This is a genomic window from Sphingomonas sp. SORGH_AS_0870, assembly GCF_031453175.1.
Lineage (GTDB): Bacteria > Pseudomonadota > Alphaproteobacteria > Sphingomonadales > Sphingomonadaceae > Sphingomonas.
In genome coordinates this window covers 3,732,772-3,746,836 of the sequence record NZ_JAVIYW010000002.1, presented here as the reverse complement: position 1 = coordinate 3,746,836, position 14,065 = coordinate 3,732,772, and the positions used below count along the sequence as shown (strand labels likewise).

Below are 14,065 nucleotides of genomic sequence, written 5' to 3'. Positions count from 1 at the left end.
GATGGACCGGGCGGAGGAAATGGAAATGGCGACTGAAGTTCTGGTCCCGGTGCTGGGCGAATCGATCTCCGAGGCGACGTTGGGCGAATGGCTGAAGCAGCCGGGTGACGCGGTGGCGGTCGATGAGCCGATCGCGAGCCTGGAGACCGACAAGGTCTCGGTCGAAGTGCCCTCGCCGGTGGCGGGTGTCATGGGCCAGCATGCCGTCAAGGTCGGCGACACGGTGCAGGTCGGCGCGCTTCTGGCGACTGTCGATGCCGGTGGCTCGGCCCCGGCCAAGACCGAAGCGGCGACGCCTGCCGTGACCGCGGCTCCGGCCGCTGCCGCGCCTGCACCGGTCGCTGCGCCTGCTGCTGAGGAGTCGAGCGACTCGCCCGCAGCGCTGTCGCCGTCGGTGCGCCGTGCGGTCCTCGAGCATGGCCTCGACCCCGCGACGATCAAGGGCACCGGCAAGGACGGCCGCATCACCAAGGAAGATGTCGCCGCCGCCGCCGCCAACAAGTCGAGCGCTCCGGCCCCGGCCGCCGCTCCGGCTGCTGCTGCCCCCGCCGGTTCGGCGCGCAAGGAAGAGCGCGTGAAGATGACGCGCCTGCGTCAGACGATCGCCAAGCGCCTGAAGGAAGCGCAGAACACCGCCGCGATGCTGACGACGTTCAACGACGTCGACATGACCGCGGTGATCGAGGCGCGCGCCAAGTATAAGGACCTGTTCGAGAAGAAGCATGGCGTCCGCCTGGGCTTCATGGGCTTCTTCGTGAAGGCCGCGACGATGGCGCTGAAGGACATTCCGTCGGTCAACGCCTCGATCGAGGGCGATGAGATCGTCTATCACGACTATGCCGACATCTCGGTTGCCGTCTCGGCCCCGAACGGCCTGGTCGTGCCGGTCATCCGCGATGCGCAGGACCTGACGGTCGCGGGTATCGAGAAGACGATCGGCGACTTCGGCAAGCGCGCCAAGGAAGGCACGCTGAAGATGGAAGAGATGAAGGGCGGCACCTTCACCATCTCGAACGGCGGCGTGTTCGGCTCGCTGATGTCGACCCCGATCATCAACCCGCCCCAGTCGGCGGTGCTGGGTCTCCACCGTATCGAGGAGCGTCCGGTCGTCGTCGACGGCCAGATCGTCATCCGCCCGATGATGTACCTGGCGCTGTCCTATGACCACCGCATCATCGACGGCCGCGAGGCGGTGACCTTCCTCGTCGCGCTGAAGAACGCGATCCAGGATCCGACCCGCATCCTGATCGACCTCTGATCGTTTCGTGATCTATACGGGCCCTCGCCGCGGCGAGGGTCCGTCCTTGCTATGTAAGGCGGGTGCGCCCGCAGGCTGGACCCCGAAAGCCGGGGAACGGGAGAGACAAATGGCTGAGTATGACTATGACGTCCTGGTGATCGGCGCTGGCCCCGGCGGCTATGTCGCGGCGATCCGCGCGGCGCAGCTGGGCCTGAAGACCGCATGCGCCGAGGCGCGCGAGACGCTGGGCGGCACCTGCCTCAATGTCGGCTGCATCCCGTCCAAGGCGCTGCTCCATGCCTCCGAGCTGTTTGAGGAGGCATCGCACGGCGCGCTTGCCAAGTTCGGTGTCGAGATCGAGGGCGCGAAGCTCAACCTCGACCAGATGCACGCCGAAAAGGCCAAGGCGGTCGGCGAGCTGACCGGCGGCATCGAATATCTCTTCAAGAAGAACAAGGTCACCTGGCTGAAGGGCAAGGCCGCGTTCCAGGATTCGAGCACGGTCACGGTCGGCGACCAGACCGTCACCGCGCGCGACATCGTGATCGCGACCGGCTCGGTCGTCACCCCGCTGCCGGGCGTCGCGATCGACCAGAAGGTCGTGGTCGACTCGACCGGCGCGCTGGCGCTGCCCAAGGTGCCAGAGCATCTGGTCGTCATCGGCGGTGGCGTGATCGGGCTGGAGCTGGGCTCGGTCTGGCGGCGTCTGGGGGCCAAGGTCACGGTCGTCGAATATCTCGACCAGATCCTGCCGGGCTTCGACGGCGAGGTCCGCAAGGAATCGGCCAAGCTCTTCAAGAAGCAGGGCATGGAGCTGAAGACCTCGACCAAGGTGACCGGCGTCACCGTCGAGGGCGACCGCGCGACCGTGTCGGTCGAGCCGGCGGCGGGCGGTGCGGCGGAAACGCTGTCGGCCGATGCCGTGCTGGTCGCGATCGGCCGCAAGCCCAACACCGACGGGCTGAACCTGGAAGCCGCCGGCGTGAAGCTGAACAACCGTGGCCAGGTCGAGATCGACCATGACTTCGCGACCAATGTCGACGGCATATGGGCGATTGGCGACGTCGCGCCGGGCCTGATGCTCGCGCACAAGGCCGAGGACGAAGGCGTCGCGGTCGCCGAGAACATCGCGGGCCAGACCGGCATCGTGAACCACGACGTCATCCCCAGCGTCGTCTACACCATGCCCGAGATCGCCGGTGTCGGCCTGTCGGAAGAAGCCGCCAAGGAGCGTGGCGAGGTCAAGGTCGGCAAGTTCCCCTTCATGGCGAACAGCCGCGCCAAGACCAACCGCGACACCGACGGCTTCGTGAAGGTCATCGCCGACGCGAAGACGGACCGCGTGCTGGGCGTGTGGATCATCTCGAGCCTCGCGGGCACGATGATCGCGCAGGCCGCGCAGGCGATGGAGTTCGGCGCGACGTCCGAGGACATCGCGTACACCTGCCACGCACACCCGACCCATGCCGAGGCGCTCAAGGAAGCCGCCATGGCGGTGCAGGGCAAGCCGATCCACATCTGACCCGTCACGGCTGGGCTATCCGCAAAAAGGGGCGGGCATCGCGGGATGCTTGCCCCTTTCTTGTTTTGCGGGTTGGGGGCGGTGGTTACGGCGGCGCATTCCGTCGTGCTCTCGTGCGGGGGTCCTTGCTGGATTATAGTGTCTGACCAGCTATGCTCGGTTGCCTCGCGCCCAGCATCCGGCGTCTGTTACCGCTGGACCGCAATCTCTGAGCGGCTATGCTCCCGACGTGGACGTCCGCAACCTGTCCTTCGTTGCCGCTGGACCGCAATCTCTGAGCGGCTATGCTTCGTTCTGACCACGGATCATGTCCATGCTCGTTGCCGCTGGACCGCAATCTCTGAGCGGCTATGCTAAAAACTTCAGATGCAGGCCGCACAGCAAGGTTGCCGCTGGACCGCAATCTCTGAGCGGCTATGCTTGGTAGGTGTATGCCCGCTTGTCCTCGGGGGTTGCCGCTGGACCGCAATCTCTGAGCGGCTATGCTTGGTAGGTGTATGCCCGCTTGTCCTCGGGGGTTGCCGCTGGACCGCAATCTCTGAGCGGCTATGCTGATATCCAGGATCGGGGGCTTTGCCTCCGAGTTGCCGCTGGACCGCAATCTCTGAGCGGCTATGCTCTGTGGCGGGAGCTGCAGCGCGAACGGCGGGTTGCCGCTGGACCGCAATCTCTGAGCGGCTATGCTATCTGCTCGCGCTTGGCCGTTGCGGCGGCAGTTGCCGCTGGACCGCAATCTCTGAGCGGCTATGCTGGATGGTGGGATATCGTGTTGATCCGCAACGACGAAATCCCCATCCGGCATAGTCAAACCCTTCGCGAGTCATCAAAACAGCGCCAACTGATCGGGGTTTTTTCGCGGCTGTCGGCGGGACTGGCCGGCGAAGCGGATGATGTTTTCATATTGGCGGTCGGTAAAGCTCAAGATGTGGACCTCTCCCTTGTCGGGCAGATGGGCCTCGATACGACGCAGATAGGCCTCCATCTGTTCCTTGCCGCTGCAAAAGCGGGCATAGACCGAAAACTGGCTTTTCTCGAATCCCTCGTCGAGCAGATATTCGCGGAACCTGGTCGCTGCGCGGGCCTCCGACTTGGTGGTCACCGGCAGGTCGAACATCACGAAGATCCACATCAGCCGATATCCCGACAATTGCCCGTTGCCTGGCGATCCCATGGTCATCGGACCAAGCCGTCCAGCCCGGCCAGCTCCAGCGCGGAGGGCGGCAGGGGCAGGATCAGGTCCGCGGCACGCCCGGTCTGAAAGCTGCGCGCCAGCGTCTGGGCGACGCGCTGGATGGCGAGCCAGACGGTCGTAATCCCGTCATCCAGCATCAGGTCGACCGCGATCAGCCCGGCATAGGCGCGCTTGGCCTCGGGCGTGACGCGGGTGATGTCGCGCGCAATCAGCCTCAGGGTCAGCGCATCGACCAGCGCGCGAAACGGCTCGATCACGTCGTCGGCCAGCGCCAGCGGATTGCCGCGATGCGCATGATGCACCCCGATCGACGGATGGAGCCCCGCCGCGACCACCGCGCGGGCACAGGTCGCGCGCATCACCGCATAGCCATAATTGAGCAGCGCATTGGTGCCGTCCGCATCCCGGTCGCGACGAAAGGTCTCGCCCATCAGCAGCGGCCAGTATCGCCGCGCCGCCTGTGCCTCGACATTTTCGGGATCGCCCGACCCGACCTTGCGCGCCAGATGGTCGAAGGCGGTGGCGGAGTGGCCGTTGGCGGCCAGTACCGCGCCTTGCCAGCGGATCTTGGCGACGACCAGCGCGCGCCACAGCTGCTTCGACAGCGGCCGGCCAGCCTCCCATTGTGCGCGCATCCGACCGTTCTGCGCATGATGACCGTCGATCGGCAGGCAGATGGCGGCGGGGCTGTGATTGGCGCCGCATAGCAGCAGGACCGCGCCCCGCTCGGCCAGCGCGACGATCAGGTTGGTCGACCAGGTGATGCCATGCGCATGGACGATGACCGCGCCCACATCGTCGAGCGGCACGCGGCCGACCTCGACCCGATCCTCCGAGACGATCAGGAAGCCGCGATGGGCGGACAGATGCCGGTTGTCGGTGTCGATATCGACGATCCGTTCCAGCCCCATCGCGGTGCGCGTCCGTCAGTCGGCCGGCGCGGCGCGGGGGCGGGTGCGCCTTACGGTCTTGCGGGCGGGAAAGCCGGGGTCGAGCACGCGGCCGAGTTCGTCGATGCGCACCTGTCGGGCCCGCCAGCCCTTGAGCGTGTTGGGTGACGGATAGAGATAGCGGAACGGATCGTCCCCATCGGCATCGCGGGCTTTCAGGGCTCCGCCCTCATGCGGTGCCGCGACGGCGAATTGCTTCTCGGAGAATTTCACGACGCGAACCAGCTCGCGGTTGCCGTCGGTCCGCTCGACCGCGAGCATATCGTTGCGCTGAAGGCTCAGGATTTTCCGCGCGGCCGGATGGGGGCGTGGCTGTTCGGAGGTCTGGTGGGCATCGAACATCGAGATCACCTGGCACCGCCACTTCCCATCGGGCATCTCCCACACGTCGTACCGATAATTGCTGTCGCCCTTATAGCCCTTGTACGCGCGGCCATCGCGGTCGCGGATCGGGATGATGGTCAGGGGCTCGGTCACGCGCACCCGGCGGATGCCGCGGTAGAGCAGGGGGCCGAGTTCGCCGAAGCGCGCCATGCGGGCCTCGAACGCCTTGCCGTCATGCCCCTGGGTGAATTCGGCCAGCGCGGTTCGGAGCAGCGGATCGCGGACCCGGACGATATCGGCGGGCTTCCTGATCGCGCCCAGCGGCACGCGCCGGACGACGATGCTGTTGCCCTTGGCATCCGTCTCGCCCGTCAGGCCATAGGCGGTGTCGTTGTGCAGCCGCCCGGCGGTCTGGTCGCGACCGGGGTGCAGGCCCGCCTTGGACACCGTGCCGTGATCGGGGCGGTGCGACACGATGATGCGGTTGACCGCCGCGCGCAGATCGTCGCGAAAGCCGTCCCAAGGGGCGGGGACATGGATTCGCTCGCGCCCCTCGCTGCCCTCCTGACCCGAAGCGCGGGCGATGGCGTTCAGCATGCCCCGGTCGACGATCGCGACCACGACCGCGTCGATCGCGTGATGGCGATGGTCGAGCCGGTTCTTGGGCTGGTCCGCGCCGCCGCCGAAATTATGGTCGGGCAGCAGATCGTTCAGCCCCAGCTTGCGCCGGACCATCTCGGTCAGGCGGCCGGGCGATACCCAGACGGGGTTCGATCCCTCCCCGCGTCCGGGATAGAGCGAGGTCAGATATTCGCGCGCCAGCCGCCCCAGATACTGGGTGTCGACCAGATGCCGCGCCAGGAATCCGTCATCCTGCGCGAAACGCTGCATCGCATCGGGTTCGAAGCGCCAGCGTTTGGCCTTGGGCAGCCGAGAGGCGCGTTCGGCGATCCCCGGCCAGCGATCGGTGTGGCCCCAGGCCTCATAGGGGGAGCGGCGCCGCTTCTCGCGATTGGCCTCGCGCAGGCAGAGCAGCTTGTTGCCGTTCGAATCGTCCAGCGTCTCGGCAAAGGGCAGGATGTGATCGACCTCGACCTGGGCGGAGAACAGCATGTCGATCGAAATCTGTTCGCCGGTATAGATGCAGCGGCGATCGAGCACATTGCCCGGATTGAGTTCCTCCCACAGCTTCAGAAGCGCGCGGTTCGCGCCGCTGTCACGCTGGCGAATCTCCTCCAGCTTGCGGGACCGCCCCTCGGCGGCGAGGCGGTTCTCGGCATTTTCGCGGTTGCGCCGCTTCTTTTCCTCGTCGGTCAGCTTCAGTTCGCGGGCGAGTTCGACCGCGATTTCGTCGGGCGGGCCATAGGCGCGGATCAGGCGGTTCACGACATGGCGAAGCTGGTTCAGCCCGATATGCACCGTGGGGTTGGTCAGACGGCCGATCCGCATCTCATCGGGATCGGTCGGCTCGGCGGTGCCCGGCATGATATGCCGTTCCAGCGCGACGCCGTAATAAGGCAGTTCGCTGACCTCCCTATCGGAGTCGTCGCGGCGGAAATCGCTGTGATGGCCGAGGCCCGATCTCTGCACCGCCTCGCTATAGACCAGGACCCGGCCATCCTCGGTCCGGTCGTGGAGCAGCGAGTCGATCAGCGTCGTCGTCGCGGTCGGCCCGAAGCGGCCATGCCCGTCCGGCAAGCGTGCGCCCAGCACCGCCCGGGCCTCGTCCTCCGAAAGCCCATGGGTCTGCCGCAGCCAGTCCGCGAACGCCGCCTCGTCGCGCTCGCTCTCGAGCGCCGTCAGCCGCTGCACCACCTCCCATCGCGCCTCGGTCGACAGATGGGCCCAGCGTGTCCCGAACCGCTTCTTTGCGCCCAGTTCGGCGGCGACCTCGTCGCCCTTCAATTCGGTGCGGTTCTCGCTCTCCTTGTTGAAACGGTCGGCGGGGTCGAGCTTCAGCTGCTTGCGCAGGGTGGCGAAGCTCATCTTCGCGCGCGTCTTGAGCGCCAGGAACAGCACATCGCGCTGCTCGGGCGTCAGCCGCTGCGCGATCTCGCCCGCCCGCACGATCGTCAGTGCGTTGATCTCCTCGAGCAGGCGGCGCTTCTGGAACAGCGGATGCGCCTTGGCCAGCCGCGTCTCGCCGGGGACCAGCGTGCATTGCCCGACCGGCGGGGCCTTGAGCGGGCGCTGGTGAAAGATGATCTCGTACAGCCGGTCATGGACCTCGCGCGTCAGCACGGTCGGATGATGCGGTGCCTGTGCCGCCCAGATCTCGGCGAACTCCTCGGCGATCAGCGCGCGCGAGGGATAGAAGTCATAGCCGTCGCCCTTGGCCCCCTCGCCGGTTTCGGGGCGCAGCCGGGTGCGGACCGAGGGGATATGGTTGGCATCCTCCGCCGCCTGACGCCTTCGATGGAGAAACTCACCCAGCGTCCGGGCATCGCTTTCCCGCATCTGCCGGGTCAGCCGGTCGACGCCGACCGCGATCTTGCCCGCCTCGTCATCCTGGCCGCGATCGGTCTTGCGATTGGACTGGAAACCGCGTCGCTGGTTGAGGTGGAACAGCGCGCGGCCCAGCTCGAACGGCGACAGCGCTTCATCCAGCGCGCGGGCCCGCAGGGCATAGGGGTCCTCGACCGCCAGCCTCTGCCGCTCGGCCTGGTCGGCGGGGAAAAGCCCGTCGCGAATCAGATATTTGATGAGTGCGGCCTGACGCTGCTTGAATCGGTCGCGCCGCCGCCGCATCGCGCGGGCGGCGCGCCGGTCGACGGCCAGCGAGGCGCCCGACTTGGGATCGCGCCCGTCGCTGAAGATTCGCGATCCCATGGCGAGGATGCCGTCGGGATCGCCCGCGCCGTCCAGGTGCAGCGCGGCCCAGCCCAGCGAATTCGCGCCTAGATCCAGTCCCAGTCGCCAGCCCATCTGCTCCCCCGCCCATCTCTTCGTTCGGCCGAATGATGGACGCGTTTATCTTGGGAGGAAAGTCCTTGGGCGGAAACCGGAAGATGGTTCGTTCCGGCGGTAAATCGCACTTGACCGACGCCATGAAATCGCAAAGACTGCGGGCCTCAGAGATTGCGGTACTGGCGGCTAACAAGCAGTCATGTCTGCACCAGATAAGGCCAGCGCTACGGCGCTGGCTTTTTTCTTGTCCGGCGTTGGTGATGTCGCATGGAAAAGGGCGACGGAGCATTCGCCCCGCCGCCCTTGACTGTTCATGCGCCCAGGCGCGGAAACTTACGCTTCCGCCTGGTCGCCATAATTGGCCAGCTCGTCGCCCATGATGCGGGTGACGTGCAAGACGTTGGTCGATCCCGGCGTGCGGAAGGGGACGCCCGCCATCAGCACGACCTGGTTGCCCGCCTCGGCAATGCCGTGGCGCAGCGCCATGCGCTTGGACTTGGCGACCATCTCCTCGAACGACTCGACGTCGCGGGTATGGACCGCATGCGTTCCCCAGAGCAGGCCCAGGCGGCGCGCCGTTTCCAGCTGCGGCGTCAGGACCAGGATCGGCACCGAGGGCCGCTCGCGCGCGACGCGGCGGGCGGTCGAGCCGCTGGAGGTGAAGCAGATGATCGCCTTGGACGACACGGTGCGCGAGATGCCCGCCGCCGCCGCCGCCAGCGCGTCGGCGGTGGTCGGGTCGGGGGTCATCGCGGTGAAGTGGACGCGGTCGCCGTGACCGGGATCGTTTTCCACCGACACGCCGATCGCATTCATCATCGCGACCGATTCGACCGGCCAGGCGCCCGCCGCCGACTCGGCCGACAGCATGATCGCATCGGCGCCGTCATAGATGGCGGTGGCCACGTCCGACACCTCGGCGCGGGTGGGTGAGGGGCTCTGGATCATCGATTCGAGCATCTGGGTCGCCACGACGACCGGGCGGCCCATGCGGCGCGACACCTCGACGATGCGCTTCTGGAGCGGCGGGACGGCCTGGGGCGGCAGCTCGACGCCCAGATCGCCGCGCGCGACCATCACGCCGTCGCACTGCTCGACGATTTCCTCCAGCCGGTCGATCGCCTGCGGCTTCTCGATCTTGGCGAGCAGCGCGGCGCGACCCTTGATCAGCCCGCGCGCCTCCATCAGATCCTCGGGCCGCTGGACGAAGGACAGCGCGATCCAGTCCACGCCCTGCTCGACCGCGAAGGCCAGGTCCGAACGGTCCTTCTCGGTCAGCGCGGCCATGGGCAGCACCACGTCGGGAACGTTCAGCCCCTTGTTGTTCGACAGCGCGCCGCCGACCTCGACCAGCGTCGTGATCTTCTGCTCGTCATGGAAGGCGACGCGCAGCACCAGCTTGCCGTCGTCGAGCAGCAGGCGCGCGCCCGGCTCGATCGCGGCGAAGATTTCCTTGTGGGGCAGCTCGACGCGGGTGGCGTCGCCCGGCGTCGGATCGCGGTCGAGCACGAAGGTGCTGCCGGTTTCCAGCATCACCTTACCCTCGGCGAACTTGCCGACGCGCAGCTTCGGCCCCTGAAGATCGGCGAGGATCGTGGTCGGGCGACCGAACCGCTCCTCGAGCGCGCGGATCGCCTGGATCAGCGGAACCTTGGACTGCTGGTCGCCATGGCTCATATTGATTCGGAAGGCGTCGGCCCCTGCCTGAAACAGGGTGGCGATCATTTCGGGATCGCTGCTGGCCGGGCCAAGCGTGGCAAGAACGCGGACTTTTCGCGAACGCGGGGGGAGGGCCTGGGTCATCTTACATCCTGCTTCTTTTCTGGGTGCGTCCTAAAGCCTAATGCGGCGCGATCAACCTTGGAGAGACGAATATGGCCGATGCAGTGGATGCGTTGAATGCAATCGATGACAATGCGGCGGCGGCGGCCTTTCGGCGGCTGGTCCTGCATCTGCGCCACCGGACCGATGCGCAGAATGTCGACCTGATGGGGCTGGCGGGCTTTTGCCGCAACTGCCTGTCCGACTGGGTGGGCGAGGCCGCAGGGGTCGACAAGGCGACCGCGCGCGAAGCGATCTATGGCATGCCCTATGACCAGTGGAAGGCGCAGCATCAGGGCGAAGCGACGCCCGAGCAGCTGGCGCGCATGGCCGAAAGCGTGAAGAAGAACGCCTGACGAACATGCCCGCTTGAGCCCGTCGCGTTAAGCGCCTAGACCCGCCGCCGATCCCGACATGGGGCCTGATCCGGCCGCGCCAGACCGACCTTCGCTTGATTGAGGGGGCAGGTACGGGCCGCGACATGGATTCGGTCATGCGGGCCTATCGGTATTCAGAGGGTTAAGACGATGGCGGACGACAATTACGACAGCAGCGGCAATGTGACGGCCGACGAGCTGCGCCTGCTGATCGAGCGGGCCGAGCGGCTGGAAGAAGAGAAGAAGGGCATTTCGGACGACATCAAGGACGTCTTCGCCGAAGCCAAGGCGCGCGGTTACGATCCGAAGGCGATCAAGAAGATCATGCAAATCCGCAAGAAGAAGCGCGAGGAATATCAGGAAGAGGAAGCGATCCTCGAAGTGTATATGAAGGCGCTGGGCATGATCTGATCCCGGTTTTCTGGTTTCAGGATGCGAAGGGCGGCGGGGCTTTTGGCTCCGTCGCCCTTTTTGTTGATGGCAGGCGGCAGGGCGTGGCCTTCGACTTCGCTCAGGCTGAACGGGGGTGGGGCGACGTAAGGAAATTTGCGTTTCAGGCGAAAAGGTGCACGCCAGGCTGACATTTTCTTGAAGACCGGCATATCGTCGCGCGGGATGTCGACGTTGGGCGAAGAGGAAACGATGGGGCTTTTGGCTGTTCTGGCTGTTCCCGCCATCATCGCGCTATGCTGGTCAGACCAATTGCTTGCGATGCTGTTGGAACAGAAGATCCGCCGTGATGACGACAAGCCAGCAAAACGTCGCGAGAGGTAGGGCGTTGGCCTGCGCCATAGCCGCGAACCAAGGTTTTTATCGGCCGTAACCCCCAACGTCCGTTCAGCCTGAGCGAAGTCGAAGGCCAAGGGCAAACCCTCACCCCATCTCCGCCGCCTGGGTTGTCCAGCCCAGCCGCGGAATCGTGATCGACCGTTTCCCCGTCAGGTCGGTGCGGCACACGAACAGGTCGCGACTCTCGATATAGGCGATCAGCCGCTTCACCCGGCCGAGCGAACTGGTACCATAGGTCTCGGCGATCTTGGTATCCGGCGGGCAGGGCAGGCCCTCCCGCGCCGCGCGCGCGACCAGCAGGAACGCGCCCAGCATGTCGTCGGGCAGCATCCCGGCCAGCGCCAGCGCCTCCTGCCAGTCGGGATCGTTGACATCGAAAATCCCCGCCCGCGCGCAGGACAGCCGCCGGGCAAAGCCGTTCAGGTCGAGCGGCGGCCGCGCAAGCCCCGCCATCCGGCACCGCACCTGGAAATCCTGGAACAGCACCGAGGCGGGGCGGAAGGTCGATTCGGGGTCCTCGACGATCGCGCGCAGCACCTGTTCGTAGATCGCCTCGACCTCGCCCTCGTCCATTTCCGGCGCGGGCGGCGCGGCGGTGGTGGGCAGAGGCGGGCGGCCGAGATCGGCCATCAGTTCCTCGGCGGGCACCCGGCGCGGGCGCGGGTCGAAGGTCATGGGCAGGGTCGGCGCTTCCTCGACCGGCGCGAAGAGCAGTTCCTGCAAATCGGGCGGCGGCGCGTCGGGCAGGGGGGTCAGCTTGGGGCTGCCGGACCGCGCCGAAGTCTCGACCGCGCCGATCTTCACCGTGATCGGCCGCCGCGAGACGGCGGGCCCCAGCGCCAGGAAGGTGCCGCGCGCCAAGTCGCGGATCGAGTCGGCCTGCCGCCGCTCCATGCCCAAAAGGTCGGCGGCGCGCGCCATGTCGATGTCGAGGAAGGTGCGGCCCATCAGGAAGTTGGACGCCTCGGCGGCGACGTTCTTGGCCAGCTTGGCGAGTCGCTGGGTCGCGATCACCCCCGCCAGGCCACGCTTGCGCCCACGACACATCAAATTGGTCATGGCGGAGAGTGAGGCGCGGCGGACCTCCTCCGACACTTCGCCGCCGGTGGTGGGCGCGAAGAGCTGCGCCTCGTCCACCACGACCAGCGCGGGATACCAATGCTCGCGCGGCGCATCGAACAGCGCGTTCAGGAACGTCGCGGCGCAGCGCATCTGACCCTCGATCTCGAGTCCCTCGAGACTCAGCACCACCGAGGCGCGATGTTCGCGGATTCGCGCGCCGAACCGCCCGACCTCGCGCTCGGCATAGTCGCCCGCCTCGATCACGACATGGCCATAGGCCTTGGAAAGCGTGACGAAATCGCCCTCGGGGTCGATCACCACCTGTTGCACCTGGCCCGCCGATTTCTCGAGCAGGCGGCGCAGCAGATGCGACTTTCCCGACCCCGAATTGCCCTGCACCAGCAGCCGGGTTGCCAGCAGTTCCTCAAGATCGATCGGCACCGACGAGCCACGCTCATCGGTTCCCATATCCACGCGTACCGTCATGACTCTGGCGTTTGGCCGATCAACGCCCCAAGGAGCAAGGCATTTGATTCCCCGAGGGAGCGACCGAACATGGCCCTGTCGACCGCCGCCGAAATCGCCCGCCGTACGCTGGGCAAGCCCGCGCACGAATTGGACGAGGAAGAACGCCAGGTCATCGCCGACATCGAGTCGGGCCAGCTGAGCACCCGCGACGCCGCCGACGTCGCGGACGAAAGCTCGACCTGGGGCGAGAAACTGGCCGATCGGGTGGCGGCGGTCGGCGGAAGCTGGGGCTTCATCATCACCTTTTCGGTGATCCTGCTCGGCTGGATGCTGCTGAATTCGGACGTGCTCGGCCATTTCGGGCTGGTCTTCGATCCCTATCCGTACATCTTCCTCAACCTGATGCTCTCGACGCTGGCGGCGATCCAGGCACCGGTCATCATGATGAGCCAGAACCGGCAATCGGCCAAGGATCGGCTGGCCGCCAGCCTCGACTATCGCACCAATTTGCGCGCCGAGATCGACATATTGCGGCTGCATCACAAGCTGGACAGCACGGTCGTCGAACGACTCGACTCGCTGGAGGCGAAGATCGACGGGTTGGCAAAAGCCCTTGCGCGGTCGTAGAGAGCGCGATCATTTTACGAGGCACCGATGGCAGGCCACAGCAAATTCAAGAACATCATGCACCGCAAGGGCGCGCAGGATAAGAAGCGCTCGGCGGCATTTTCCAAGCTTTCCCGCGAAATCACCGTCGCGGCCAAGATGGGCACCCCCGACCCGGACATGAATCCGCGTCTGCGCGCCGCCGTCAACGCGGCCAAGGCGGCCTCGATGCCCAAGGACAATATCGCGCGCGCCATCGACAAGGCCTCGCGCGGCGACGGGGAGAATTACGAGGAAATCCGCTATGAGGGCTTCGGCCCCGGCGGCGTCAGCCTGATCATCGAGGCGCTGACCGACAATCGCAACCGCACCGCGACCAATGTGCGCACCGCGGTGTCGAAGAATGGCGGCAATCTGGGCACCGCCGGTTCGGTCAGCCACGGCTTCGACCGGATGGGCCTGATCAACTATCCCGCCAGCGCGGGCGACGCCGAAAAGGTGTTCGAGGCGGCGCTGGAAGCCGGGGCCGAGGACGTGACCTCCACCGAGGACGGCCACGAAATCTGGACCGCGCAGGCCGATCTGCACGAAGTCGCCAAGGCGCTGGAGCCCGTGCTGGGCGAGGCGGAAGGCGCCAAGCTGGCCTGGCGTCCGCAGACCATGGTCGCGGTCGACGAAGCGGCGGCGGCTACTTTGTTCAAGCTAATCGACACGCTGGACGACGACGACGACGTCCAGACCGTCTGGGGCAATTACGAAGTCTCCGACGAAGTGATGGAAAAGCTCGGCTAACCCTATTCCTCCCCA

At 66.2% G+C, this 14,065-nt stretch carries 12 protein-coding genes and 1 CRISPR repeat array; of the genes, 6 read left to right on the top strand and 6 right to left on the bottom strand.

The window, feature by feature from the left end; genetic code table 11:
- The first annotated feature begins 25 nt into the window (after positions 1-25).
- Positions 26-1,258 carry a 2-oxoglutarate dehydrogenase complex dihydrolipoyllysine-residue succinyltransferase gene (gene odhB / locus QE363_RS17430; protein WP_309697311.1) on the top strand — a complete coding sequence of 411 codons (1,233 nt, stop codon included), beginning with the start codon at positions 26-28 and terminating at the stop codon, positions 1,256-1,258.
- Between the two features lie 109 nt (positions 1,259-1,367).
- The gene (gene lpdA, locus QE363_RS17425) at positions 1,368-2,762 is read left to right on the top strand and encodes a dihydrolipoyl dehydrogenase (protein WP_309697309.1); all 1,395 of its coding nucleotides are present in this window, start codon (positions 1,368-1,370) and stop codon (positions 2,760-2,762) included.
- Between the two features lie 187 nt (positions 2,763-2,949).
- A CRISPR array of direct repeats spans positions 2,950-3,513; the repeat unit is 36 nt; unit sequence GTTGCCGCTGGACCGCAATCTCTGAGCGGCTATGCT.
- 72 nt (positions 3,514-3,585) lie between these two features.
- Here lpdA and cas2 read toward each other — a convergent pair.
- From cas2 to pyk, 4 genes are all read right to left on the bottom strand, one after another.
- Positions 3,586-3,879 (bottom strand): CRISPR-associated endonuclease Cas2, encoded by a 294-nt coding sequence (cas2, locus tag QE363_RS17420; RefSeq protein ID WP_309697307.1) that lies wholly within the window; start codon positions 3,877-3,879, stop codon positions 3,586-3,588.
- A gap of 56 nt (positions 3,880-3,935) precedes the next feature.
- Positions 3,936-4,865, bottom strand: a complete 930-nt coding sequence (gene cas1 / locus QE363_RS17415) for a type II CRISPR-associated endonuclease Cas1 (RefSeq protein WP_309697305.1) — start codon at positions 4,863-4,865, stop codon at positions 3,936-3,938.
- A 15-nt stretch (positions 4,866-4,880) separates the two neighbouring features.
- Positions 4,881-8,153, bottom strand: coding sequence for a type II CRISPR RNA-guided endonuclease Cas9 (cas9, locus tag QE363_RS17410; protein WP_309697303.1), 3,273 nt, complete (start codon positions 8,151-8,153; stop codon positions 4,881-4,883).
- Positions 8,154-8,468: 315 nt separating this feature from the next.
- Positions 8,469-9,938, bottom strand: coding sequence for a pyruvate kinase (gene pyk / locus QE363_RS17405; protein ID WP_309697301.1), 1,470 nt, complete (start codon positions 9,936-9,938; stop codon positions 8,469-8,471).
- Between the two features lie 71 nt (positions 9,939-10,009).
- Here pyk and QE363_RS17400 point away from each other — a divergent pair, with 71 nt between their 5' ends.
- Positions 10,010-10,312, top strand: coding sequence for a DUF1244 domain-containing protein (locus QE363_RS17400; RefSeq protein WP_261268945.1), 303 nt, complete (start codon positions 10,010-10,012; stop codon positions 10,310-10,312).
- 171 nt (positions 10,313-10,483) lie between these two features.
- Positions 10,484-10,744: a DUF2312 domain-containing protein gene (locus QE363_RS17395; RefSeq protein ID WP_261268946.1), complete on the top strand. Its 261-nt coding sequence runs from the start codon at positions 10,484-10,486 to the stop codon at positions 10,742-10,744.
- Here the strand turns inward: QE363_RS17395 and QE363_RS17390 are convergent.
- Complete coding sequence (locus QE363_RS17390) at positions 10,690-11,196, bottom strand: hypothetical protein (RefSeq protein ID WP_309697298.1); 507 nt, start codon at positions 11,194-11,196, stop codon at positions 10,690-10,692. The genes QE363_RS17395 and QE363_RS17390 overlap by 55 nt on opposite strands.
- A 10-nt stretch (positions 11,197-11,206) precedes the next feature.
- Positions 11,207-12,670, bottom strand: coding sequence for an ATP-binding protein (locus QE363_RS17385; protein ID WP_307100696.1), 1,464 nt, complete (start codon positions 12,668-12,670; stop codon positions 11,207-11,209).
- Positions 12,671-12,739: 69 nt separating this feature from the next.
- Here QE363_RS17385 and QE363_RS17380 point away from each other — a divergent pair, with 69 nt between their 5' ends.
- Positions 12,740-13,279: a DUF1003 domain-containing protein gene (locus tag QE363_RS17380; RefSeq protein ID WP_309697295.1), complete on the top strand. Its 540-nt coding sequence runs from the start codon at positions 12,740-12,742 to the stop codon at positions 13,277-13,279.
- Positions 13,280-13,306: 27 nt separating this feature from the next.
- The gene (locus tag QE363_RS17375) at positions 13,307-14,050 is read left to right on the top strand and encodes a YebC/PmpR family DNA-binding transcriptional regulator (RefSeq protein WP_307100692.1); all 744 of its coding nucleotides are present in this window, start codon (positions 13,307-13,309) and stop codon (positions 14,048-14,050) included.
- Positions 14,051-14,065: the final 15 nt, after the last annotated feature.

Bases quoted from the DNA above. Each gene is read 5' to 3' on its own strand.
- odhB (WP_309697311.1), top strand. From the start codon at position 26: ATGGCGACTGAAGTTCTGGTCCCGGTGCTGGGCGAATCGATCTCCGAG.
- lpdA (WP_309697309.1), top strand. From the start codon at position 1,368: ATGGCTGAGTATGACTATGACGTCCTGGTGATCGGCGCTGGCCCCGGC.
- cas1 (WP_309697305.1), bottom strand. From the start codon at position 4,865: ATGGGGCTGGAACGGATCGTCGATATCGACACCGACAACCGGCATCTG.
- cas9 (WP_309697303.1), bottom strand. From the start codon at position 8,153: ATGGGCTGGCGACTGGGACTGGATCTAGGCGCGAATTCGCTGGGCTGG.
- pyk (WP_309697301.1), bottom strand. From the start codon at position 9,938: ATGACCCAGGCCCTCCCCCCGCGTTCGCGAAAAGTCCGCGTTCTTGCC.
- QE363_RS17400 (WP_261268945.1), top strand. From the start codon at position 10,010: ATGGCCGATGCAGTGGATGCGTTGAATGCAATCGATGACAATGCGGCG.
- QE363_RS17395 (WP_261268946.1), top strand. From the start codon at position 10,484: ATGGCGGACGACAATTACGACAGCAGCGGCAATGTGACGGCCGACGAG.
- QE363_RS17385 (WP_307100696.1), bottom strand. From the start codon at position 12,670: ATGACGGTACGCGTGGATATGGGAACCGATGAGCGTGGCTCGTCGGTG.
- QE363_RS17380 (WP_309697295.1), top strand. From the start codon at position 12,740: ATGGCCCTGTCGACCGCCGCCGAAATCGCCCGCCGTACGCTGGGCAAG.
- QE363_RS17375 (WP_307100692.1), top strand. From the start codon at position 13,307: ATGGCAGGCCACAGCAAATTCAAGAACATCATGCACCGCAAGGGCGCG.